Source organism: Rhodococcus aetherivorans (assembly GCF_011058165.1).
Taxonomy (GTDB): Bacteria; Actinomycetota; Actinomycetes; order Mycobacteriales; family Mycobacteriaceae; genus Rhodococcus; species Rhodococcus aetherivorans.
This window is the reverse complement of record NZ_JAALEG010000050.1, coordinates 1-22,384: the sequence shown is the minus strand read 5'-3', so window position 1 is coordinate 22,384 and position 22,384 is coordinate 1. Positions and strand designations below refer to the sequence as shown.

Here is a 22,384-nt window from a genome sequence, read left to right as displayed (position 1 = left end):
GATCAGGAGCCATTCCCCTGAATAAATAACCAGACATCGTCTGAAATCTGAGGCGAAGCGGTCGCAGTTTTGGGTTCTTCCGACTCGGGGGGAAGGGATAAGGCAAACAAAACTGTACCAATCACAACTGCAACGGATGCATATGCAAGGCTGCGCCGCAACCGATCAAATTCCATCCGCGTTCGGCGGTAATTGGCATATTGGATAACGTTGTATGCGGCGTTTCGCAAAGTCTGCGCAGCAGGGCCCGAATTTGGCATGGTGCGGGCGGCAGCATTCGCCTGCTTAAGCTTTCCATACAATTCTTCAGGGCTTTCTGCTAGATCGCCATAGAGCTCATCGCGATAATCAGTCAATTCCGAATAGACCGTACTAATTATCTTCCTGCGCTCTTGAGCTCGCCCGTTTCCGATGTTTATCCGGTTCTCGAACTCGGCGACGTTGAGTTGAGCGAGAGTGATCCATTCGTCGGTAAGTAGTGCGGCGGTTCGCCAGATCATGTAGCCAACCCCTGCGAGGGCGACAAGCAGACTCCCTACCGCCAATGCAAGACGTGGCCACTGGTCGAGCGTCAGGGAACCTAAACCACTTAGTTGTAGACCTGCCACGAGCGCTGCTCCTACGCCGGCAGCGGCAGCAAGCATCCATTTTGTGGCACTTCGAAGACTCTCAGTTGCCGCCGCATACGAGTCTGCAGGTGACGTAGGACCAGCAGCAGTAGTCACAGACTCTCCTCCACGCCGGAAACGGGGACTACAGCGATGTTCGCCCTGCATAGCGCCTTTGTCAACACTTGTCTACAGGTGTAGATCTTCGTTGACATATGTTGACAAGTGTTGACAGGCGTTGACAAGGAGTAGATTCGAGACCAAGATGGACGGTCTACCGACGACCCAGAGGGAGTATCCGGTGGAGACAATCAAGATCAGGGATGTGCGGGGAGACCTCATCGAGGAGCTGGCGCAGGCAGGCAAGCTGGTGGGAATCACCAACAACCGAGTACTCGTCGGAGTCCTTTGCCCCGTCACTCAGCGCTGGATCGAACACGTGGTGGAAATGAACTACTCCCGCCTACAACAAAACCTTCCTGCGGGTGAAAGGGAGGTGGCCAGCAAGCAGCCGCTGACAACTCTCGACGAGCTTCTCGAAAGCCAAGAGGAAGCCGAGATGCCCTTGCAGTCGGATTCGAACCAAGCCGGCGTGATGGGCGCCTTCCTCCCTGACATTGGCAAGATGGTCACGGCGACAACATCGGGTGCAATCCACGTAGCGGGCGCGTTGCATGCATTGCTCACTGCGTGCGGCCCAGGATCGGATAAAGCTGAACCTCAGACAACATCCATCATGGAAGAGACCAAAACTGTCCGTATCGGAGATTTGTCTGGAGCCGTGATCGAAAAGGCTGGCCGTGACGGTCAGATGATCCTGGTAACGAACGACCGCGTTCTCGTAGGAATCATCGTTCCGGTTACTAAGCAGTTGGTGGCGCATGTTGTGGAACAGAATTTATCCCGAGTGATGTATAACATTACTCAAGGGGAGAGAGAAGTAAAAGAAGGGCATACCAGCACCCTGGAAGACGTTCTTCGAGAAGCCGATCAAGATTCACAGGACCCCAGTCCAGTGCATAAAAAGCGGGTGCGAAATCGCCACGTCCCCAGCTGACGAGCTACGGGTCAAAGGCTGGCGTCAACTCATGAGTAGGCGTCGTCAAGCCTCTGATGGTTTGATCTAGAGCTAGGTGTGACGCCTCAGTTGTGATCAGACCGGTGGTGCCGGGTTCAGTCTGCTTCTGCCGTGGAGTGGACCCGGTAGTTTGGCGTTGTGTTCAGATCTAAGGTGACTTATTTCGCTAGTCCTGAGTTGCATCAGGTCAGCAGTTTCGTGGTGGCCGAGGGGATTGTGGTGCCGCTTTCGTGGTTATTCGGCAGCCACCACTGGCCTGAGAGCTCGGTGTCAGACATCGACCAAGGTTAGCGCTGTAGATGGACGCTGGCGTAACCGCTCCCACGAAGCGTCCGTCGACAAGGGACGGTCATCGGATGCAATATGCAGTGCTTTACTTGACGTAATATCGCATATCGGCGTTTCGTGTCCCGTTGTGCCACAGTAGTTTTCGTGGGATATCGGCGCAGTTCCTCGCGGGAACGAGGTGCGGGACGAGCGCACATGCACGGTCCGGTCGGCAGTGCCGGTGCATCCCTGGCGCTGTTCTCTGCCGCCGACGTGGTCGGATTGATTGACGGGGACGGTGCCGGCCCTGAACGAGCCTGAACGTGTGGTCCCACGCGAGGTGCGGCACCGGTACCATGGCATCGCGCTCGACCCGTCGTTACAACTAAATACGCTGCATTACAACATGATTGATGGATAATCGTGCTTATCCATCATGGACAACCATGAGTGCATCGACGACACTTCACTCCTTCGGGTCCTGATCGATGCTGCCTCGCACGCTAGGACGCGGGGGCCGAATCGGCGGGGCCGAGTGCCCATGGCTCGTTGGTTGCGGCCCCGCACACCAACTGGGGGCTGGCGGAACGAGCTTGCAGCGTCGCGTGGGCATGATGGCTCGACCCCCCGTGACTGCCGGGAGCAGACAGGTATGGGCAGGGAACCTCACGGCGCCTGTATCTGTTCGGTAAGGTTTTCACGTCACCGTCATACCCCCTGCACGGTGACCGAGGCCCCGCCGGAGTTGCCCCAAACTCTCTCCGGCGGGGTTTCTCAGTTCCATCTCGGGCCGATCTCGACCGAGGGTGCGACACTGCAGGGCGGCTGGCTCGGACTGCGCCTTGCAGGGGGTTGCACAGTGCGGGCCGGCCCTTCTCGTGTTCCGGGCACGGGGTCCCGTCGGCGCTTACGCTGACGGAGCGGGATCATTCCCCTGCCGGGAGGGTGTCGGGGTCCCCGACGCGATGTCGACGCACGCTGCCGGAAACATGCGTGCATTGCATGCACGCTACGCATGCAGCCTTGCGTCGCGACGGACCGAGCCTCCAGTTCGACACCGCCGCCTCGGGCCTGCGCACTCGGTAGGCGCTTGTTCCGCTTGTGGTCGAGGTCCTCGGCCCAGCTCGCAGCACAGCCGCGTTCGTACTCGCTCGGATCTCTGCTGTGCGTGCTTGTCCACCCTGCTCGACCAGAGCTCAGGGGCGGCACCCCCTACTCCCCCGGCTCGACGCTGCGTCGCAGGCAGGGCCCTCAGTCCTGATCGTCCAGCGATGCGAAACGAACGTCCCGCCAGAATTCGCACAGCAGGGTCAACGACCTGTGCTGATCCCATTCCCGCAACGCCGCCACATATCGGGCATGTTGGGCGGTGTCTCGTTCGACGCTGAGTTCGAGGACGGGAAAGTCCAGCCGCCGCATCGCTTCGGCGACCATCACTCGGACCGCTCGGCCGTTGAAATCCTCGAACGGATGCACGTGCAGTGCCTGCGCCTCCAGGTAGGCGAGGGCTTCGAGTTGCAGCTCGACGTCGCCGGCGCAGTAGTCGAGTCGGCCGGTGAAGCTGTGGAACAGCTCCCGCATCTGTCGGTCCACATGGATGTGATCCGGTGGATAGTGGCCTCCCACCCGGACCGGCTTGGTGCGCCACCGGCCGGCGATGTCAGGCATCACGTCGATCAGGATCCGGCGATGGAACTCGCGGAGCAGATCCACGTCCATCGCCTCGTCGGCGAAGCGACCGGAGGCCACCTCGTCGAGCAGCCGGCGCAGTGGCTCGGCGATCAGATCGGCGACCTCGTGGTAGGTCTTCGTGCCGAACAGTGTCTCGAACTGGCGGGTGCTGCCGGTATCGACCGGCTCCGCCGGCTCACCCACCGGTCACCGCTGCTGCACGGATCCGGGCGTGCACGATCAGTGCGAGCCCAGCATGGCGCGCTGGTGGTGCCGTGCCTGCTCGATCCACCGGTCGGAGACCGGCTCCCCTTCCATCGCCATGCTGTGGATCACGTGATCGACCACGGCGGCGCGCCGCCGATAGACCTTCTCCTCGGTAGGCAACGCACGCCACCGTGCGACCAGTGCCCGAACGTCGTGTGTGGTCACGGCGTGCTCCCTTCCGTCTCGATCCGGTCCGTCGTACTCCCCATGATGGCAGCCGGTGGCGACAGCGAGCAATCGAGACGGGCTCTGCCGGCCTGCGGACGTATGCGTACCGCGGCGCTGTCGGCGCCGTGGTGTAGGCACAGCTGGACGACGAGACGACGGATGGGCCTATCGCGCCCACCGGGGCAGGGGGATCGAATGGTTGTGCTGCTCATCTTCAACGTGCTCGGAATCGTGGCCGCGCTCTTCTGTGCGCACCGGTCGTATCGCCGGTACGGCCGCCCGGGTCGGGCAGTGGCGGCCGGCGTCGGAGGGCTTCTGATTCTTCCGCTGATCGTCGTGGTGGCGGTCGCTGCGGCCGCCCCACGCGCATCGCGCATCGGGTAGCGGAACGTCAGGTAATCGCAGTTCAGTACGCATTTCGAGTGCAGTGATCGAGTAGAATTGATCTTGAAACGTTCCCGGAATCGGGGGGAGCTCCGCCCAGGGTCGGGCGCAGTCGAGGAGGTCGCGTGGCGGACGAGAACGCCAACCAGGACACGTTCGGTACCGAGGATCAGGGAGGACGAAATGGCTCCGCAGAGCGAGGATTTCAGGGCGCAGGTCGAGGGGATCGACCTGACGATCGCGGCCGAGGCCAGGCGGATCCTGGTCGAGTGGCTGGGGATCGATCCGGCGACCGAGCAGGAGCAGATCGACCGGGAAGCGTTGCGCCTGCAGCAGATGACCGAGGACGCGGCCGAGCAGTTCGAGCAGGCGACTCCGGACGCGACGTACCGGGACGCGGTACGCGCCAAGGCAACAGCGTGGCGAGCAGCGCGGGAGATGGTGCTGGAGGGCGAGCTGTATCCGCAGGTGACGCCGGAGATGCAGGCCGCTCAGGAGAAGTTCGAGGCGGGGCTCGATCAGCGGATCGAGGAACGCAGGGAGGCAGCCCGGGCAGCGCAGGATCCCGATCGGTGGCGGACGCGGAACGTTCGGCCGAACCCGACCGCGGGTCGAGTCGTGGAAAGGGTGTGGGTGTCGAAGCCGGGATGGTTCCTGTCGCTGGCGGAGGCGCTGATCGCACAGCGGATCGAGGACAACCAGCCGGTGCCGATGACCTCCCGCGATCCGCTGGCGGACGAGCTGGCGGCGATGATCGAGGACGAGATGCGGCGCAACCCGCCGCAGGACCCGGATCTGCCGTTCTGATCCAGGCACAGTGGGCACAGGTCCGCGACGAACAGTTTGGCCTGCGTAAACAGGGCGAGAAGCTCGCTGATCGTCTGGCCGAGGCCAGGAAGGCCCTGGCGACCGCGCAGGAACGCGGACTGGGCCATGGCGTCGACATCAACGGTCAGCGAGTCGCTGCGCTGACCGAGCACCTCGAACGTCTCCGGGGACACTGGCGTGAGCTGAGTGGTCGGGAGAACCAGCTCCGCAGCGAACTCCACGCTCTGGGGATCGACCCGGAGAGCGTCCCCAAACAGACGGTGCGTGAAGTCGCCGCCGCGCAGCCGGCCTGGCGTGAACACCCCGCCACCCGGCGCCAGCTGCGGACCCTCGAACGCCTCGCCCGCGAGACGAACGTGCCATTCGTCGTCGAAGAGACCATCACCAAAGGCCAGGCCCACGATCTGATCGCCTCATTGCTGGCCGGCGACATTCCGCAGGCACAGTTCCCCGACCGTCCCGCGGGGCCGATGTTCCTCCCGGCCGCGACACCGGCCGAGCCGGCCGCGCCGGACACTGCCCTGGCGCTCGAGCCGCCCCCGGCCGAGACTCCGCAGCCGGTGATCGATCCGGTGGCCGAGGTCGAACGTCGTTTGCTCGAGTGTCTCGCCGAACCGGATGCCGAGGTCGATGTTGCCGCGAACCTCGAGGTCAACACGGCGGCGCAGTTCTTCTCCTGGGCCGGCGGGCATTTCAAGGTCAAGGCCCAGGTCGCGCTGGCCGATCTGATGACCGACCGTGCCTCGCTGACCGACGAGATGTTCGTGGTGTGCCGGTCGATCCTGGCGGATCCGAAACGCTGGGGCGAACTCGGCCACGGCGCCGCCGAGGCGTACTGGCAGGCCCGCACCGGCGAGCCGGTGCAGCATCCGGTCACCGCCGAGGTCACGGACACGATCGTCGACGCCCGCGCCCGCGAGGACCGCGCCGTCGCCGAGGACTTCCTCGACACCACCCAAGTCGTTCTCGACGCGCAGGAACCGGCCGCGCTGGAGACCGCCGAGCAGCGCAGTGAGCGCGTCGATGCGGTGCTGGACGGCATCGACCGGGCCGCCACGGTCGAGGTCGAGCAGTGGTGGGCGCGGGGTCGCGCCGCCTACGACCCCGGCGATCCGCTGACCCTGCCGCAGCCGGACACCGATCCGCAGGTCGCCGCCGCGCTCGAGACGGTGCGCGGCCGCAGGGCCCGCGACGAGATCCGCGCCCAGTGGTTCACCGGGGTCGAGCAGGGACGCCGCGAGGCCACCGCCGCGCAGCGCCAGGCCCTGATCGCCGAGGTCGCCGTCCATCCGAGGCTCATCGCACGCGTCGAGGGCCGACGCCCGGACTACCTGCCCGCCGTCGCCCGCGACGACGCCAAGACCCTGATCGCCGAAGCCGCCCGCGCCGGCTCACCGCTGCGGCAGGCCGCAGCGAAAGTGCTGCTCGAGCACCACCCGCTGCCGGCCGAGCTGTACGAGCGGGCCTATGCCGAATGGGACCGCCTCCACGGACCCGAGCTGACCTGGGACCAGGACACCGCCGGAAAGTGGACGGCGTGGATGACCCTGCAGTTGCGCCGGGACCCGCTGGTCGGGTCGTGGGCGGGGCTGCCGATGTGGACCCGCACCGATCTGATCGAGTTCGGCATCGAGACCGCGTTCGCGGTCATGGCCGAGGAACGCCCCGATCTGATCGCCGCCACCGCGGGCATTCCCACCGGGCGTCTGGCTGCCGAGCTGCGCGGAAACATCATCCCGAACCTGCCACAACCCGCGGGATCGGATGTCTCCGCCGGGTTCGTCGCGACCGGCGAATTCCGGCAGCTCCGCTTGCAGGACTACGTGGAATCCAGGGTGCAGCACTACTCGATTCACGGATGGGCATACACCCTCGACGGCGGCAGCACGTCCACCACCGCCGGCCACAATCCGCGGGTGGCGATCGGTGCGCTGCTCGACGCCCGCACCAAGCCGATCCCGGAGTGGATCGAACGCATCTACCGGCCCTACGCCCAGGCCCGCGCCACCGTCGTGACCAGGGCGATCGCCTACGCCCGGAACAACGAGTTCTACCACGCTGCGGCCCGGTCGGATCTGCTGTGGAAGTACGACGAGTCCGGCACCTTCGTGGCCGCCCATTCGCTCCTCGAGGACGTGCGTAGCGGCATCATCGACCAGTTGCGCAGTGATGTCCCGGCCGAGGTCGACCTGCTCGAATCCCTCGGGGTCGATCTGGAGTGGACCCTCGGTCACGACGTGGACCCGACGGTGCTGCGCGAGATTCGGGCCGCAGGCGAGGACCTCTACAGCCTCACGCCCCCCGACCTGACCTTCGCCGGGGCGGGAGATGTGGTCGTCGGGGATCCCGACGGCCGGCACGTCACGATCCGCTCCGGGTGGGCACCGAACAGTAGCGAGCACATCACCTACGTCGATGGTCAGCCCCGTCCCGAGCTGACGATGCGGGATGCGATCGCCGATGCCCGCGCCGTCCTCGCCGCCGCCCCCCAGGCCGAACAGCTCGACCCCGAGCGCACCACCGAGGCCGAGGCCGAACTCGCCACCGACACCGAGGCTGAAGCCGAGGTGGACACCCACGACCAACCGACCACGGAGACCGAGCAACCGCAGGTCGGTGAGGAGGCCCCGCCGCCGTCCCCCCGAGTCTTAGCGCCTGCGGTCGAGGACACAGGCGCGGTGATCTTCGACGAGGTCGAATCGGCTCCCGCCGAGCCGTCGGCCCCTCCCCCGGCCGGCATCGACGGTGCCGCGCCCTCGTGGGTGCTCACCGATCGTCTGATGGTCGGCCACATCGGGCCGACCGCCACACCGACGCCCGCGCCCGAACCGGAACCTGAGACGGCACCGGAGCCGGAGGCTGCCGCCGAGCCGGCCTCAGTGCCGGCGCAGACCGAACCGGTTGCGGCCGCAGACGAGCTGGTCGTTCCCGACACCGAGTACGGCGAGCCGCTGACCAGCCCCCTGTGGCGGGGCGGTGGTCTGGTCAAGGCACGGAAGGAATCCGGCGGATACGTCTACCTCTCCCCGGCCACCGCCGCCCAGTACGCCGCTGCCGATGCTTCCGCCGAGCCGCAGACCACGGTTGAGCAGCCGCAACGCGAGACCACCGCCGCGGCCGCGGTTGAGCGGCCGGAGGCTGTCGCCGAGACCGGGGAACCCGTCCCGCAGACCGGTGGCGTTCAGGCGCACCCGGACACCGACTTCGCGGCCGCGGCCCCGGTGGTGCGTCCTGCCCCGCCGACCGCGGCGGCGCAGGACTTCGCTCTCGGTACCGAGGTGTTGGTCCCCACTGGGGCGAAGGCCCGGGTGCGGGCGAACATCGCCGCCCTGCGCCTGGTGCGCCGGCTCGACGAGCAGCAGCGACCCGCGACCGCCGACGAGCAGGCGGTGCTGGCGCAGTGGTCCGGCTGGGGAGCGGTCCCGGAGGTCTTCGACCACCGCCCGAAGATCCTCGCGCAGTGGGGCGACGAACACGCCGAACTGCTCGACCTGCTCGGGGAGAAGGGCTTCGCGCAGGCCCGCCAGACCACCCTGAACGCGCACTACACCGACCCGGCGATCGTGGCGGAATTGTGGCGGGCGGCGGTGCGGGCCGGACTGCCCGACGAGGCGCTGATGCTCGAACCGGGCTGCGGGGACGGTCATTTCGTCGGCACGGCCCCGGCCTCGGTGCGCATGGTCGGTGTCGAGATCGAGCCGATCAGCGCGAAGATCGCGCACTACCTGTATCCCTCGCAGCAGATCCGCAATCATGGCTTCGAACGCAACTTCGCCCCGGAGAACATCTTTACCGGGGCGATCGGCAACGTCCCGTTCGGCAAGTTCGCGCCCGTCGATCCGATCCACAATGCCGAGGGTCTGGCGATCCACAACCACTTCATCGCCAAGTCCCTGGCGCTGACCGCGCCCGGTGGCTACGTCGCCGTGGTGACCAGCATGTTCACCTCCGATGCCCGCCGCGCCGAACAGCGCGCCGCGATCACCGCGAAGGGTGATCTGATCGGTGCGGTGCGTCTGCCCACCGGAGCGTTCGACCGGCAGGCCGGCACCGCCGTGGTCACCGACGTGCTCATCTTCCGCCGCCGCGAGGACGGAGCCGCCCCCACCGAGGACACTCTCGACTGGGCCACACCCGCCGTGCAGGTCGCCGCGATCGACGCCAAGACCGGTGAGCAGGCGCGGACCTGGATCAATCCCTACTTCGCGAAGTACCCGGGGCGGGTGCTGGGCACTCTCGCTGTGGGCAATGGCATGTATGCCGGGGGCTCGCTGCTGGTCACCCCGCACACCGGCACTGCCCTGGCAGCGCAGTTGCGCACCCAGCTCGATCCGCTCATCGACCGGGCCGTCGCGCGTGGTCTCGGGTTCACCGCCCCGGCCCCGGACCCGGCGGGGGTCGAAGCGTTCACCACGCCGGGGTTGCGCACCGGAGCGGGTCTGGACTCGAACGAGGTGCTGCCCGGTGCGATGCGGTTCCACGAGACCGAGAATCGCTTCGAGCAGTTCACCCTCGGCCGGGGCTGGGCCGAGGTCGGCTGCCGGGGCAAGGATCTGGCCGAGCAGTGGAAGGTGCTCGTCGCTCTGGGTGAGACGGTGATGGAGCTGGCCGAGGCCAGCCGCTCGCGCACCGCCACCGTCGCCGACCGTGACGTGATCCGGGGCCGGCTGAACTCGCTCTACGACGGCTATGTGCGCCGGTGGGGGCCGCTGAACCGGTTCAAGCTCACCGAACCGACCCCGCTGTCGGATGAGAAGATCGCCGCCCGCCTGGACAAGGCGATCACCGAGTGGCGGATCAAGACCGGCCGCGAGGAAGCCGCCGCCGACGGCCTCGACCCGATGGATGCCGGACCGTTCGAGGGGTCGATTCCCGACGAGGTGTACGAGGAGCTGCGCGAGAAGGCGGCCGAGCAGCCGCAGCCGCGGCGGTATTCCGCGCATCTGCAGGGCGCGATCGCTCGTGATCCGCGTCTGGGCATGGTGCTGGCGATCGAGAACTTCCAGTCGCGCTTCGACGGCACCGAGGCGGTGGCGACCAAGACGGCGATCTTCACCGAGGACACCACCCCGTTCAAGGACAAGGCCACCGGCGCCGCCGACCTCGACGAGGCGTTGGCGATCTGCTTCGACGAACTCGGACACATCTCCCCGCACCGGGTGGCCGAGCTGCTGAACCTGTCCGTCGAGGACACCGTCGAGGGGGCCCAGGGCCGCATCTATCCGTCCCTGCACGCCGACGACCGGTGGGAGCTGGCCACCGTCGCGTTGTCCGGGCAGGTCCGCGACAAACTCGCCCTCGCCCAGGTCAAAGCGGCCACCGATCCCCGCTACGCCCCGCTGGTGCAGGCCCTGGAATCGGTGGTGCCGGCGGATGTGGACCCCGCCGACATCGGGGTGCGCATCGGCGCGACCTGGGTGCCGATCGAGGACTACCGCGCGTTCCTGATCCAGGAGTTCGGGCTGCGCCCGGACCGGCTCACCGTCGAGCACGACAAGGTCAGCGGCAGCTGGGAGATCTCCACCGACCAGAAAAGCCGCCACGAGTTCTCCACCGGCTATCCCGACAAGTACGGCACCGGCCGGCTCCCCGGGGTGAAGATGTTCGATCTGCTCGCCAACAACAAACCCATCCAGGTCCCCAAGACCGCCGACGAGCTCGAGCACTCCCCCAAGCCGCGATTCCACGTCAGGCTCACCGAACAGGCCCACGCCTCCGCTGGTGCGCTGCAAGAACGGTTCGAGAAGTGGCTGTGGGAGGACGGCGACCGCTATCTGCGCCTGGCCGCCACCTTCAACGAGCGCTACAACGCGTTCGTCAAGCCGGTCCACGACGGACGCAGCAAGACCTTCCCCGGCCTGAATCCGAAGTACACGCCCTACGACTACCAGGCCGCCGCCGTGACACGGTTCCTGCACGACGAGACGATCCTGCTCGACCACGTGGTCGGGGCCGGCAAGACCCTGACGATCACCGCCTCGTGCATGGAAGCGAAACGTCTCGGACAGATCCGCCAACCCTGGATCGTGGTGCCCAACCACCTGCTCGCGCAGTGGTCGGTCGAAGCCCGCGACGCCTACCCCAACGCCAACATCCTCGTCGCCTCCGAACTCGACGGCCGCGACGACCGGCAACGCTTCGTCGGGCAGACCGCGGTCGGGGACTGGGATCTGGTGATCGTGCCGCAGTCGGTGTTCGGCAAGATCGCCATGCGCCGCGAAGCACAGATCGAATACCTCGACAGCGAAATCGCCGAACTCCGGCAGGCTCTCGACGCCGCCAACAACCAAGGAGCGGAGTTCACGGTCAAGCAGATCGAGAACGCGATCAAGGCCGCCGAAGGCCGCATCGAGAAGATCATCGACGCCAAGGCCACCGACGACGGGCTGACCTTCGAGCAATCGGGCTGCGATTTCCTGTTCATCGACGAGGCCCACGACTACAAGAACCTCACCCGCCCGTCCAGCAGCGCCGACCTGTCGGTGCCGACCGGCAGCCAGCGCGCCACCGACCTGGAGATGAAAGCCAAATACCTGCGCGAGCAGGCCCGCGCTCGCAACGCCGAGCAGGGCATGCCGCACGCCCCGGCCAAGGCGATCGCGTTCGCCACCGGCACCCCGATCACCAACTCGCTGTCGGAGATCTGGGTGATGACCAAGTACCTGCGCCCGGACCTGCTGCACGCCGCCGGTCTCGGGCGCATCGACAACTGGGCGGGCACCTTCGCCAAGCCGGTGTCGGTGGCGGAGATGAACACCACCGCCACCCGCATCCAGATGCGCACCCGCATGGCCGAATACGCCAACGTCCCCCAGCTGGTGGCGATGTTCGACCAGTTCCGCGACGTGGTGACCGCCGATCAGATCCCGGTGCGCCTGCCCACCCTCGACGGCGGCACGCCGCAGATCGTCGAGTTCGACATGGGCCAAGACGCCCTCGACGCGATGGCCGACCTGGACGTGCGCATGAGCACGATCCAGGGCGATCGGATGGACCTGGACAACAGCCTCAAGATCGCCACCGACGGCCGCAACCTCACCATGCACCCCTCACTGGCGAACCTCGCCCCACCCGAGCCGGAGCACAGCCGCATCGAACACGCCGCCGACCTGATCTGGCAGGTCCACAGCGACCATGCCGACCTGCGCATCCCGGCCGACAAGTACGGCCCCGAGATGACCGGGGTGTTCCAGCTGGTGTTCTGCGACCGCGGCACCCCCAAGGCCGGAGCCGGACCCCGGGCCCGCAACCTCTACACCGAGCTGCGCGACGGGTTGGTCGCCCGGGGCATGAAACCCGAAGAAATCGCGTTCATGCACGACTACGAGGGCCCCAAGGCCAAAGCCCGACTGGTCGAAGCGTGCGCGGACGGGCGGATCCGGGTGCTACTCACCTCCACCAAGAAGCGCGGCACCGGCCTGAACGTGCAGCGGGCGCTGAAGCAGATGATCAACCTCGACCCGGCGTGGACCGCCGCGGACATGGAACAACGCCTCGGCCGCATCATCCGCCAGGGCAACGTCCACGAGAGCGTCCGCACGTCCACGAGAGCGTCCGCGTGGTCAACATGGTCGCCCGCCGCTCCTACGACGCGATGATGTACCAGTACGTGGCCCGCAAATCGAACTTCGTCGCCATGATCCGCAAGGCCGACGTGCCACCGACGATGGAAGACCTCGGCGGGGACCTGACCGTCTCGTGGGCGCAGAGCAAGGCCGCCGCCACCGGCGATCCGGTCTTCGTCGCGCAGGTCGAAGCCGATCAGAAGGTCGCCGAACTCGAAGCCCGCCGCGATGCGGTGCTCAACGCCAACGCTGCCCGCAACGCCGCGATCCGGGCACTGAGCCGGTCGATCACCGCCGATGAGAAACGGCTGCCCGAGGTGCGTGAGGTCGCGGGCAAGCTCGCAGCCTGGAGTGGCATCGAAGACCGTGCCCAGCGCAAGTGGGCCTTCCCCCACGCCGCGATCCCCGACTCGGAAACCGCCGATCTCGCCGACGCGCTGCGAGGGGCGTTGATCCGGCTCGAGGAGGAGGTGACCCGCAGCAACGACGAGGTGGTGTTCGGCGCCATCAACGGTGTGCCCCTCACGCTCGGCTACACCCAGGTGATCGGCCAGTTCTACCTCTGTGTCGGCGAGGAGATCGCCTGGTACGACCGAGACCGGTTCCTCAACGCGGTCGAGAAAGCCAGTGGGGCGCAGGGGATGCTGACCACCCTCCGCAATCTCGCCGAGAAGGCCACCCGGCAGGTGCCGGCCATCGAAGCGCGGATCGAACACAACCGGGGCCGGCTCGCCGACGCCGAGGCCGAACCGGGACTCGCCTTCACCGCCACGGCCGAACTCGACGCCGCGAAACTGCGGGCCGAAGAGCTGCGGCTCGAGGTCAACGCCCGCGAGAACTCCCCCGACGCACTACGCCGAACCCGCGACGAACACGAGCGCCGGGCCGCCGACGGGCAATACCCGCAGTGGACCCTCGACCTGAACCCCACCGATGCCTGGGCCGAACACCGCGGCATGAGCAAGTCCGACCTCATCGCCTCGGTACCGGCCCGCATGGCCACAGCCCGGCAAGCATGGCTCGACGGCGCCGGGCAGCGCGAAGCCAGCCGCAGGGCCGACCCGTGGGTGGCTCTCGACGACACCGAAGCGCTCTGGCAGTACGGCTTCGCCGCCGACAGTGGACAGCCCGGCGCCCGAGTGCGCTGGGACGATCGGCAATGGCACCTCGAAACATGGGACGGCAACGGCCGCGTCGAACGCGACGCCGTGAACACCCGCAGCGAGGCATTCGGTATCGCCACACGGACTGTCGAGAAGTTCGCCGCCGAGCAGAACATCGGCCGCGAAGCGATCCACCAGGCCGGCCTCGAGCGCCGCGAACGCCGCGACAATGCCGCGTCCCACACGACGGTGGAACCGACCGCCGCGGTGGTCGAACCCGCCGACGCGATCGTGGAGCCGACCGAGACGGTCAGCGCCGCCCCCGGCACCTTCGGGCTCGATGACACGCTCGCCCACGGATTGCGTGCCGCCGGCGACGTTCGCCCACTGCACAAGTTCAATCCCCACAGCACACGGCCGCACCAGCAGCAGCACATCGACCCGATGCAGCAGTACGAAGCCGAATACGGAGGCGGGTACGAGGAAGACGGTCGCGCCGTCTGATCGCGTCTCTAGTCTCGACACCACCGGTGGGGCAGGACCCGATGGTCCTGCCCCACCACACCACCGACCAGGGGGAACCTGTGACACCACGCAAGACCGAAGCCGAAGCCCGCGCCGCCGTCGCCGCGATGGAACCGATCATGGCCATCGAAGGCCGCGAGATGAGCGACGCCGACAGGGAACTGCTGGTCGAACTGATCCAAGGCACCAAGACCATCGAAGAAGTCACCAAGATCATCGCTCGCGAAGCCGGCTACGAGATCGACTGACATGGCCCCGCGCTACTCCCGCGAATGGCTCGACTACTTCATCCCCGACACGGTCGACTGGCACCCGGACGGAATGCCTGACACCAGCCGCGCCGTGATGAAAAGCCTGGTCCTGCGATCGGAGAAATGGCCGCACGGCATCCCCGACGCCGACCTGCTGCACCGCACCGAAGGCGTCATCAGCTACTCGCGCATGCAGGAGCTGGCCGACGATCCGATCCCCGGCCGGTTCGACCTGCCACACTTCCAACGCATCCACCACCACCTGTTCCAGGACATTTACCCCTGGGCCGGGCAACTGCGCACCGCACCACGGGACTGGCCGATGGTCAAGATGGGGCCGGACGTCGCCGCCGTGCGCAACGGTCAGCGCCGGGTCACCGAAATCCCGCATTCGTACTTCAAGGCCCGCGACGTCCCCGAGGCCAGCGCCCTGGTTCTCGATCGCATCGCCGCCAAGGACAACCTCCGCGGACTCGGACGAGAACAGTTCCTCGACGAGCTGACGAAAGTGTGGCTGCGGATCAATCACGTTCACAGCTTTCGGGAGGGCAACACCCGAAGCCAATTCGCGTTCTTCCGGCAGCTGTGCACCGGGGCTGGCTACACCCTCGACACCGACCGCTTCATCGCCGTCAAGAAAGCCGACCTCGCCAGCAACCCTCTGCTCGGAGACCTCCGCGAGCAATTCGTCTGGGGGCGCTTTGAGTACATGCAGACCGGCGACACCCGCCTGATGTGCGAAGTACTCGACATAGCGATCACCGACCCCACCGACCCACTGCCCGTCGGCCCGATCATCGACCACGGCGTCGACCTGCGCGCCACCGCCGCCGCGACCCTCGGCCACCCCCGACCCGTCCGGGCAAGAACCCCCGGCGCCGCCGCGCCAGACACCCCTGCCGCGACCGTGGACCTGCCCCACAGGCACCACACGAGCCACGACCTCGACCCGTAATTCGAATACCGCTCGCTGCCCGATCCGGTCACGAGACACCGACTTTCCGAATACCGGAACGGGACGGAATCTAGAAAAACCCGAATTCAACCTCGTATGCCTCGGTCTGCTCCGCCACCGCCCGGAGGCCCCGACGGGCACCCGCCCCGATCGCCGACCTGTCTCGACGCCCCGATGCAGCCTTCGCACACGACCAAACAGGAGAACCCTTCATGTACGGCGTCGCCGCGACCGCCGCCGACGCCGACCGGATCCGCCTTGAGGTGGTATCCGGTGGAGTGGCCGCATTGCCCACCTGCAGGAACGTCTTCGATCCGACGTGCTGCGAGGTGGCTCTGGCCCCCAGCTCCGGGGAGCGCTGCACCGTAGGCCCTGCCGAGCGTGACCCCGGTCCGATGTGAAAAGCCCATATACCGCATAACATTTCGGTTTCACGGTATGTCATTCGCGCTGTAGTCCTCCTCCGCCTGAATAGCATTCCAGTCGACCGGTTTTCATGGACGTCCGCCCTCGACATGTCGATTTCGGAAGGGAGGGAACCATGAACAAGAAGGAGTACACAGCTCCCACGCTGCTCAGCCGCGGGGCCTTTTCCCAGATCACCTCTGGGGGAGGGATCTGGTGGGTCGAGTGGGTAGGTAAGTTCAACTGACTCACGCGAGGTGCTCATGGACAGCGACGTCGATTCGTTCGTGCTCATCCGAGGCGACCATCAGCCGGCCGTGGTCCGTGAGCACCTCGCTCAGGCACGAATGTTCGACTTGTCGGCCGGCAACGACCCCGTTCGCCTTTACGTGCAGGCGAGCCACCTGCGGCTCAGTGCAGGGATGATGCGCGGCAACACCCTCGTCGTGATAGGCCCAGCGCCGGTCCCGCAGCGTATCTTGACCGATGTCTTGGCCACGGCCCCGTCGTTGTTACACCTCGATGCACACCTCGGCCAACTCGCCGGGCAGTACTGGCTCGTTGCCTCCATCAACGGCCGAGTCCGGGTGCAGGGATCTGCGTCCGGGCTGCACCGGGTCTTCTATGCAGATGTGGCGGGCGCGACGATGGTTTCCAGCCGAGCCCGCCTGCTTGCGAGCATCGGCGAGTTTCCGGTCGATCGGATCTCGTTGGCGATGCGCCTGCTCGAGCCGCTGCAGCACCCTCTCGCGGAACTGTGTTGCTGGGAGAACATCACAGCCGTCCCTCCTCACAGTTTCCTCCAGCTCGGCGGACCGGATCCGGCACGCCTGTACCGATGGTGGACCCCGCCATTCCCCGACCAAGACCTCGCGGCCGGCGCCGAACTCGTCACCTCGGCGACTCTCGAGACTGTCGGTGACCACCTCTCCGGAAGATCACGGGCAACCTGCGAGATCTCCGGCGGACTCGATTCCTCGACCCTCGCCGCCACACTCCAGATCCACAAGCATCGCGAGGAGCTGCCCTTCGAGCTGCACGGGATCACCGCGGTCAGCAGAGACGAATTCAACTCCGATGCGCAGTGGGCCCGGGAGCTGACCACCAGGTTGCCGCTCGACAGCCACACTTTCCTCCAGCCGGACCAACTGCCTTGGGAATACGACGAACTCGACGACGCGTTCCGCTATCCGCTCGATGAGCCGAGCATCGCGATCGGCAGCCACAGTCGGCTCAATGCCGTCACCGACCTGGCACGCGCTGTCGGGACGGAGGTGCACTTCACCGGTTACGGCGGGGACCAGCTCTTCCTGGCCCACCCTGCCCTCAGTCGTGAGCTGCTCGTCACACACCCACTCACAGCCCTCAGACGCCTTCGCGCATACCGGTCGATGTATCGCTGGCGAGGATCCGATCTGGCGCGCCAGCTGATTGCGCCCGGCTCCTACCGGAGCTGGCTGAACCGGACCTATCTGTCGTCGGCCCCGAGGGATCCCCATGCGGCGATGCTGTCCTGGGGTGGGCAAGCTGTCGTTCCACACTGGCTGAGCGCCGAGGTCACCCACGCGATCGCAGCGCGCATCCGCGCGATGAGCGAGCTGCACCCTCTCGCCCCTTCCCCCGGCCGACACCAGGAACTCGGCGCGATCTACGAGATTTCTCGGGTGGTGCGCGGTGTCGCTGACATCGCTCACTTCCGTGGCGGCATCGGCGTCGTCGCGCCCTTCCTCGACGAGCGCGTCATCAACGCTGCACTCTCGGTGCGAATCGATCACCGTCTGGATCCGTACCGATACAAACCACTTCTGCTCGAGGCCTTCAAGGAGTTCTTGCCGGACAGCCTCCAGCGCCGCACCACGAAAGGTGCACACAACGCCGACAAGGCCCAAGCGCTTCTGCGCAACGCCTCGGCGATCCGCACGCATTTCGCGGATTCGAAACTGGTCGAGGCCGGCCTCATCGACCCTCACCGCCTGTATCCCCTGCTCCGGCAACCCGACACGCCACTGTTCGACAACAACGATCTCGCCATGACCGTCGCATGCGAGGCCTGGCTCCGATCCGTCGACAACCGCAGCTCGTCCCCGACCCGCCCAGGACACAGCTCATCGGAACGGAGCACAAGACCGGATGAACCTTCGGAACTCGGTATCGATGACCCGCACCGACTACGGAGCCGTCCTGCTCGACCAGAAGAACGGCTCCTACTTCCAAGTCAACGAGATCGGCGCCGACATGATCACTGCGCTGCTCGACACGAACGATCCCGACCGTGCCGTCCGAGCACTGCACGATCGCTACGACGCGCCGCTGGACGACCTTCGCACGGACCTGCTTTCCTATCTGCAGCAGCTGGCCCAGAGCGGACTGATCGACGATGACCTTCGATAAGGACCGCCCCGTCCTGTCCGACGTGGCCCTGCACCCCACCGAGACCGGGCTCGAACTCCCGTGGCGGTCCAAGGTCAAGGTCGGCGCCAGTGTGCTCGTCGCCAAGCAGCTGGCGCGACTGACCCCCTGGACACTGCACCGGGTCCTGACCTTCCTGGCGCGACGAGCGCGACCGGCACGCTACGACGAAGCCGAACGCGCCGTCCTGGCAGTGGTACAGCACGACCCCACCTGTGCGGGCCGGTTCGGTTGCCTTCCCCGCTCGATCGCTGCGTGCCTGTTGCTGCGGACGGACGGCTCGTGGCCGATCTGGTGCACAGGCATCCCCGCCGCTCCACCCTTCCGTGCCCATGCCTGGCTCGAAACCGAGGGACGTCTGGTCGCCGAGCTGGGCCAGCCCAGCTCGTATCGCACCCTCATGACCGTGCCACCCCCGGCCACCCCACCCAGCGATCTCGGCCAGGAGTCCTCGTGACGCTCACCCGCTACACCCAACTACTGTCCTACCTCGGCCGATGGCGCGGACGCATGGTCGTGGCCACGGCGGTCACGCTGTTAGCGACGGTGCTCGGGCTGGCACAACCCCTGCTGGCGGGACACATCGTCGACAGCATCTCCACGTCCTCCCCGATCCTCGCTCCCTCCCTGCTGCTCGTCACGGTCTTTCTCCTGCAAAGCGCCACCGAGTCCGCGGGACGTTACCTGCTCGAACGCGTCGGGGAACAGCTCGTGCTCGCGCTTCGGGAGCGCTTTGCCCGCCAGGTGCTGGCGTTGCGGATCGAACACGTCCACGCCACCCGCGTCGGCGACCTGCTCTCTCAGGTCACCACAGACCTGGCGTTGCTGAGCCAGGTGCCGAAGAACCTGATCGAGGTCGCCACCGGCGGGTTGGCGGTCGGTGTCGCGGCAGCAGTGATGTGCTATCTCGACCCTCTGCTGTTCACGGTCGCACTCGTGATCACCACGATCGCCTTCGGTGGGGCCAGCCTGGCGTTGTCCCGAATCCAGCAGGCCGCCGCCGACAAACAGTCCGCCGTGGGGTCGCTGGCCGCCAACCTCGAACGCTGCATCTCGGCAATCCGCACGATCCGCATCTTCGGCGCCGAACGCCGGGAAGAAGCGGCCATCGTCGTCGCCGCCCACACCGCGTACGACGCCGGTATCCGGTCGGCGGCGCTGACCGCGCTGGCCACCCCCGTCATCCGCCTGTCCACATCGGGATCGTTCCTGCTGATCCTGCTGATCGGCAGCATCCGCGTGGCCAACGGATCCCTCGAACTGGGCACCTTGGTGACCCTGTTCCTGTTCACCATGTACGCGCTGTTTCCCCTGTCGAACGTGTTCCAGGGAGTGATCTCGCTGCGGATCGCCCTAGGCTCGTTCGATCGCGTCCATACGACGCTCTCGCTCGCCACCGAAGACCAACCCGTGCCGCCCGCCGCATCCGCTGCTGCACCACCGCCACCGCGGCCGCTTACCCCTGTTCTCGAATTCGACCACGTCTCCTTCGCCTACAGCGATCGCCGAATCCTTGACGAGGTGTCCTTCACCCTCGACCACCGCACCACCTTGGCCATCGTCGGCGCTTCCGGCGCAGGGAAGACCACCATCCTCTCCCTGATCGGCAAGTTCTACCCGCCGGCAACCGGATCGATCCGCCTCAACGGATGCGAGTACTCCGCGCTGAGCCCCGCGGACGTCCGATCGGCGCTGACAATCGTCGAACAGGACGCTCCCGTCCTGCACGGCACCATCAAAGACAACCTGCTTCTCGCTCGCCCGGACGCCACCGACGACGAACTGTGGTCAGCACTCGAAGCAACGAACCTGTCTCTGCTCGTCTCCCGACTTCCCGGTGGGCTCGACGCTCCGGTCGGCGACCGCGGCAGCACCTTGTCCGGCGGAGAACGCCAACGACTGGCCCTGGCCCGGGCTATCCTGTCCGGCCGTCCCCTCGCACTCCTCGACGAACCGACATCCAACCTCGACATCCGAAACGAAAAGCTGCTCCTCGAGGCGCTGGACGAGCTCCGGGAGCACACCAGCGTGATCATCGTCGCCCACCGGCTTGCCACCGTACGCAGCGCCGACATGATCATCGTCCTCGCGGACGGAAAAATCGCCGCCTGCGGACAACACACCGATCTGATGAGCACCTCCCCGCATTACCAATCCCTGGTCGAAAGCGGCCTCGGTGGGTCGCAACCTCACCTACCAGACCCCCGACCACTGGCTGAGATCGACGGCACCACCGAAATGCACCGGTAAGCGGGGCAACCAGGGCAGAAAAAGTCCGTGGCACCATCTCCGAGATCGGACACCCCCTTCCTGCAGCGGGGTTGCCGCACTGTCGCCGATCCCTCGTGCTCGCTTCGGCCGGGTCGATCGCTGCCCCGACCGTCACCCGGCATGTCCTGACCCGCCCGCGCTGGTGCTCGATGCCCCGGGTGCGATGGCCGCGGCCGGGGTGATCGGGGTGTGCACGCTCGGGTGGGTGGCCGTGCAGATCGTGGTACTCGACATCACCGCTCCGCGAGCCCAGCTCGCCCTGACGTCGGCCGGGGCGGTGCTCCTGGTCACCCCGGCCGGTCCGGCGGTTGCCCGCCGGCGATGAGGCCGGGGAGGGTTCTGTGGGGATGGACCGGTTCAGGTGACGGGGATCGGGGGTGCCCAGCGAGCGCCGCGCACCGTCTCGCGCCGGTCGGGGTCGGCGATGAGGGTGGGCAGCAACAAGCCCCACATCTCGTCGATCCGCCGGGGCAGGTCGGGGCGGTCGGTGAGCAGCCCGGACAGCTGTTGAATGCCGGTGAACGCCCCGATCACGAACCGGGCCACCGCATCCAGATCCAGACCAGCGTGTAGATCACCGTCGTCGGCGGCGCGGTCGACCAGGGTGCGGCAGGCAGTGATCCAGTCCCGGTACGGGTGGACGGGGGTGCGATCGGCGAGTTCGGTGGACAGGCGCAGTCCCGCCCGCACCAGCACGCTCGTCTGCAGTTGCTCGCCGAGGGCGTGGCTGAGCATGACGATCTGCTCGAGCGCCGCGGCGTCGGTGGCGGTGACCCGCCGGACGAGGGCGATGCTGCGGTGGTGCTGTTCGTCGATGATCGCCGCGACTGCGGAAGGCGGACGCGCGAGCACGCCACCTCGCACTGTCGGCGGGTGAGCACGCGGTTCGGCGTCTGATCCGGCCCGCCGGGAGGTCAGCGGGCAGGGTTACTCGAGGTAGGCGCCGGTGGCCGGGGTCCACACGATCGCCCCGCCGGTGAAGGTCTGCCGCAGCCCGTCGACCCCGTACGGCTGCTGCGCCGACGTCGGCAACCCCAACGGCCCGGCCGGCCCACCCAGTGAGGTGTACAGATCCTTGATGTCGTCGCACACCGGGTACGGCGACGGCCAGTACGACTGGCAGCCCGCCGCCACCGAGGTCGCGGGCTGCGCCCCGGCCACCCCGGTACCGCCGACCAGGCACAACAGTGCCACCCCGGCCCCGGCCACGCCCGCGCCGAGCCGCCGCACCACCGCACCGGACACCCTCGTCACACCCGCACCCATCACGCACTCCTTCCCGGAAGCAGGGCACACCCCTGCGCACCGAACCGCCGCCGCGGGAGCGGACAGCCCCTCGTATGTAGCACCGAAATGCCGGGATTGACCGACTTTCTAAGAAAATACCGGACGAATGGTTTCCGTGATGAAAGTGTTACTCGGTGCGGTTGTGATTCTTGGGAAATCGTTTACGTTTCCAGACAGCGATGGCGCCACCGCTGACCCTGTCCCTGCGAAAGACTGTAGATCCCAATGCAATCGCTCCATCGCCGTGCCCCGCGCACGCCCCGCCGCCGATGGGCCGCCCGCTGTGTGCTCGCCGGCACGACCGCCCTGCTGGTCGCCACCTGTAGTACCACTGCCCTGGCG

Annotated in this window: 16 protein-coding genes and 1 pseudogene; 12 read left to right on the top strand and 5 right to left on the bottom strand. The window is 66.7% G+C overall.

The window, feature by feature from the left end; all coding sequences use genetic code 11:
• Positions 1-2: 2 nt before the first annotated feature.
• Positions 3-725 (bottom strand): hypothetical protein, encoded by a 723-nt coding sequence (locus tag G6039_RS18680; protein ID WP_152103808.1) that lies wholly within the window; start codon positions 723-725, stop codon positions 3-5.
• Positions 726-909: 184 nt separating this feature from the next.
• Between G6039_RS18680 and G6039_RS18675 the strand changes: the two genes are divergently transcribed.
• Positions 910-1,665 carry a hypothetical protein gene (locus G6039_RS18675; protein ID WP_152103807.1) on the top strand — a complete coding sequence of 252 codons (756 nt, stop codon included), beginning with the start codon at positions 910-912 and terminating at the stop codon, positions 1,663-1,665.
• A 1,539-nt stretch (positions 1,666-3,204) separates the two neighbouring features.
• On the opposite strand, the gene G6039_RS18670 is transcribed toward G6039_RS18675, so the two are convergent.
• Positions 3,205-3,828: a Fic family protein gene (locus tag G6039_RS18670; protein WP_043800254.1), complete on the bottom strand. Its 624-nt coding sequence runs from the start codon at positions 3,826-3,828 to the stop codon at positions 3,205-3,207.
• 36 nt (positions 3,829-3,864) lie between these two features.
• The gene (locus tag G6039_RS18665; RefSeq protein WP_043800253.1) at positions 3,865-4,056 is read right to left on the bottom strand and encodes a hypothetical protein; all 192 of its coding nucleotides are present in this window, start codon (positions 4,054-4,056) and stop codon (positions 3,865-3,867) included.
• A 570-nt stretch (positions 4,057-4,626) separates the two neighbouring features.
• Here G6039_RS18665 and G6039_RS18660 point away from each other — a divergent pair.
• The 11 genes and pseudogenes from G6039_RS18660 (at position 4,627) to G6039_RS18620 (ending at position 21,080) form a co-directional block, all read left to right on the top strand.
• The gene (locus G6039_RS18660) at positions 4,627-5,250 is read left to right on the top strand and encodes a hypothetical protein (protein WP_043800249.1); all 624 of its coding nucleotides are present in this window, start codon (positions 4,627-4,629) and stop codon (positions 5,248-5,250) included.
• Between the two features lie 281 nt (positions 5,251-5,531).
• A complete protein-coding gene (locus G6039_RS18655; RefSeq protein WP_235194084.1) occupies positions 5,532-12,869 on the top strand; it encodes a DEAD/DEAH box helicase family protein in 7,338 nt (2,445 codons plus the stop codon).
• The gene (locus G6039_RS30730; protein WP_235194083.1) at positions 12,830-14,443 is read left to right on the top strand and encodes a hypothetical protein; all 1,614 of its coding nucleotides are present in this window, start codon (positions 12,830-12,832) and stop codon (positions 14,441-14,443) included. The genes G6039_RS18655 and G6039_RS30730 overlap by 40 nt, the downstream gene beginning before the upstream one ends.
• 41 nt (positions 14,444-14,484) lie before the next feature.
• Positions 14,485-14,712: a hypothetical protein gene (locus G6039_RS18650; RefSeq protein WP_206531162.1), complete on the top strand. Its 228-nt coding sequence runs from the start codon at positions 14,485-14,487 to the stop codon at positions 14,710-14,712.
• A gap of 1 nt (position 14,713) precedes the next feature.
• On the top strand, positions 14,714-15,670 hold the full coding sequence (locus G6039_RS18645; RefSeq protein WP_043800247.1) for a Fic/DOC family protein: 957 nt from the start codon (positions 14,714-14,716) through the stop codon (positions 15,668-15,670).
• A 541-nt stretch (positions 15,671-16,211) separates the two neighbouring features.
• Positions 16,212-16,322 (top strand): lariatin family lasso peptide, encoded by a 111-nt coding sequence (locus G6039_RS18640; protein WP_103079657.1) that lies wholly within the window; start codon positions 16,212-16,214, stop codon positions 16,320-16,322.
• A 16-nt stretch (positions 16,323-16,338) separates the two neighbouring features.
• Positions 16,339-18,123: pseudogene (locus G6039_RS18635) on the top strand (asparagine synthase-related protein); the annotation flags it as partial.
• An 82-nt stretch (positions 18,124-18,205) separates the two neighbouring features.
• The gene (locus tag G6039_RS31445; RefSeq protein ID WP_059175127.1) at positions 18,206-18,466 is read left to right on the top strand and encodes a lasso peptide biosynthesis PqqD family chaperone; all 261 of its coding nucleotides are present in this window, start codon (positions 18,206-18,208) and stop codon (positions 18,464-18,466) included.
• Positions 18,453-18,941 carry a lasso peptide biosynthesis B2 protein gene (locus G6039_RS18630; RefSeq protein ID WP_051446098.1) on the top strand — a complete coding sequence of 163 codons (489 nt, stop codon included), beginning with the start codon at positions 18,453-18,455 and terminating at the stop codon, positions 18,939-18,941. The genes G6039_RS31445 and G6039_RS18630 overlap by 14 nt, the downstream gene beginning before the upstream one ends.
• Positions 18,938-20,734, top strand: a complete 1,797-nt coding sequence (locus G6039_RS18625) for an ABC transporter ATP-binding protein (RefSeq protein ID WP_051446097.1) — start codon at positions 18,938-18,940, stop codon at positions 20,732-20,734. The genes G6039_RS18630 and G6039_RS18625 overlap by 4 nt, the downstream gene beginning before the upstream one ends.
• A gap of 163 nt (positions 20,735-20,897) precedes the next feature.
• Entirely contained in the window at positions 20,898-21,080 is a 183-nt protein-coding gene (locus tag G6039_RS18620; RefSeq protein WP_174824803.1) for a hypothetical protein, read from the top strand.
• 32 nt (positions 21,081-21,112) lie between these two features.
• Here G6039_RS18620 and G6039_RS18615 read toward each other — a convergent pair whose 3' ends face one another.
• Together G6039_RS18615 and G6039_RS18610 are read right to left on the bottom strand one after the other, a co-directional pair.
• Positions 21,113-21,607: a TetR/AcrR family transcriptional regulator gene (locus G6039_RS18615; RefSeq protein WP_235194082.1), complete on the bottom strand. Its 495-nt coding sequence runs from the start codon at positions 21,605-21,607 to the stop codon at positions 21,113-21,115.
• Positions 21,608-21,682: 75 nt separating this feature from the next.
• On the bottom strand, positions 21,683-22,021 hold the full coding sequence (locus G6039_RS18610; RefSeq protein ID WP_232334228.1) for an LGFP repeat-containing protein: 339 nt from the start codon (positions 22,019-22,021) through the stop codon (positions 21,683-21,685).
• Positions 22,022-22,384: the final 363 nt, after the last annotated feature.

Excerpts from the sequence above, each read along its gene's own strand:
- G6039_RS18660 (WP_043800249.1), top strand. The coding sequence starts at position 4,627 with ATGGCTCCGCAGAGCGAGGATTTCAGGGCGCAGGTCGAGGGGATCGAC.
- G6039_RS18650 (WP_206531162.1), top strand. The coding sequence starts at position 14,485 with ATGGTCCTGCCCCACCACACCACCGACCAGGGGGAACCTGTGACACCA.
- G6039_RS18645 (WP_043800247.1), top strand. The coding sequence starts at position 14,714 with ATGGCCCCGCGCTACTCCCGCGAATGGCTCGACTACTTCATCCCCGAC.
- G6039_RS18640 (WP_103079657.1), top strand. The coding sequence starts at position 16,212 with ATGAACAAGAAGGAGTACACAGCTCCCACGCTGCTCAGCCGCGGGGCC.
- G6039_RS31445 (WP_059175127.1), top strand. The coding sequence starts at position 18,206 with ATGAACCTTCGGAACTCGGTATCGATGACCCGCACCGACTACGGAGCC.
- G6039_RS18630 (WP_051446098.1), top strand. The coding sequence starts at position 18,453 with ATGACCTTCGATAAGGACCGCCCCGTCCTGTCCGACGTGGCCCTGCAC.
- G6039_RS18610 (WP_232334228.1), bottom strand. The coding sequence starts at position 22,021 with ATGGGTGCGGGTGTGACGAGGGTGTCCGGTGCGGTGGTGCGGCGGCTC.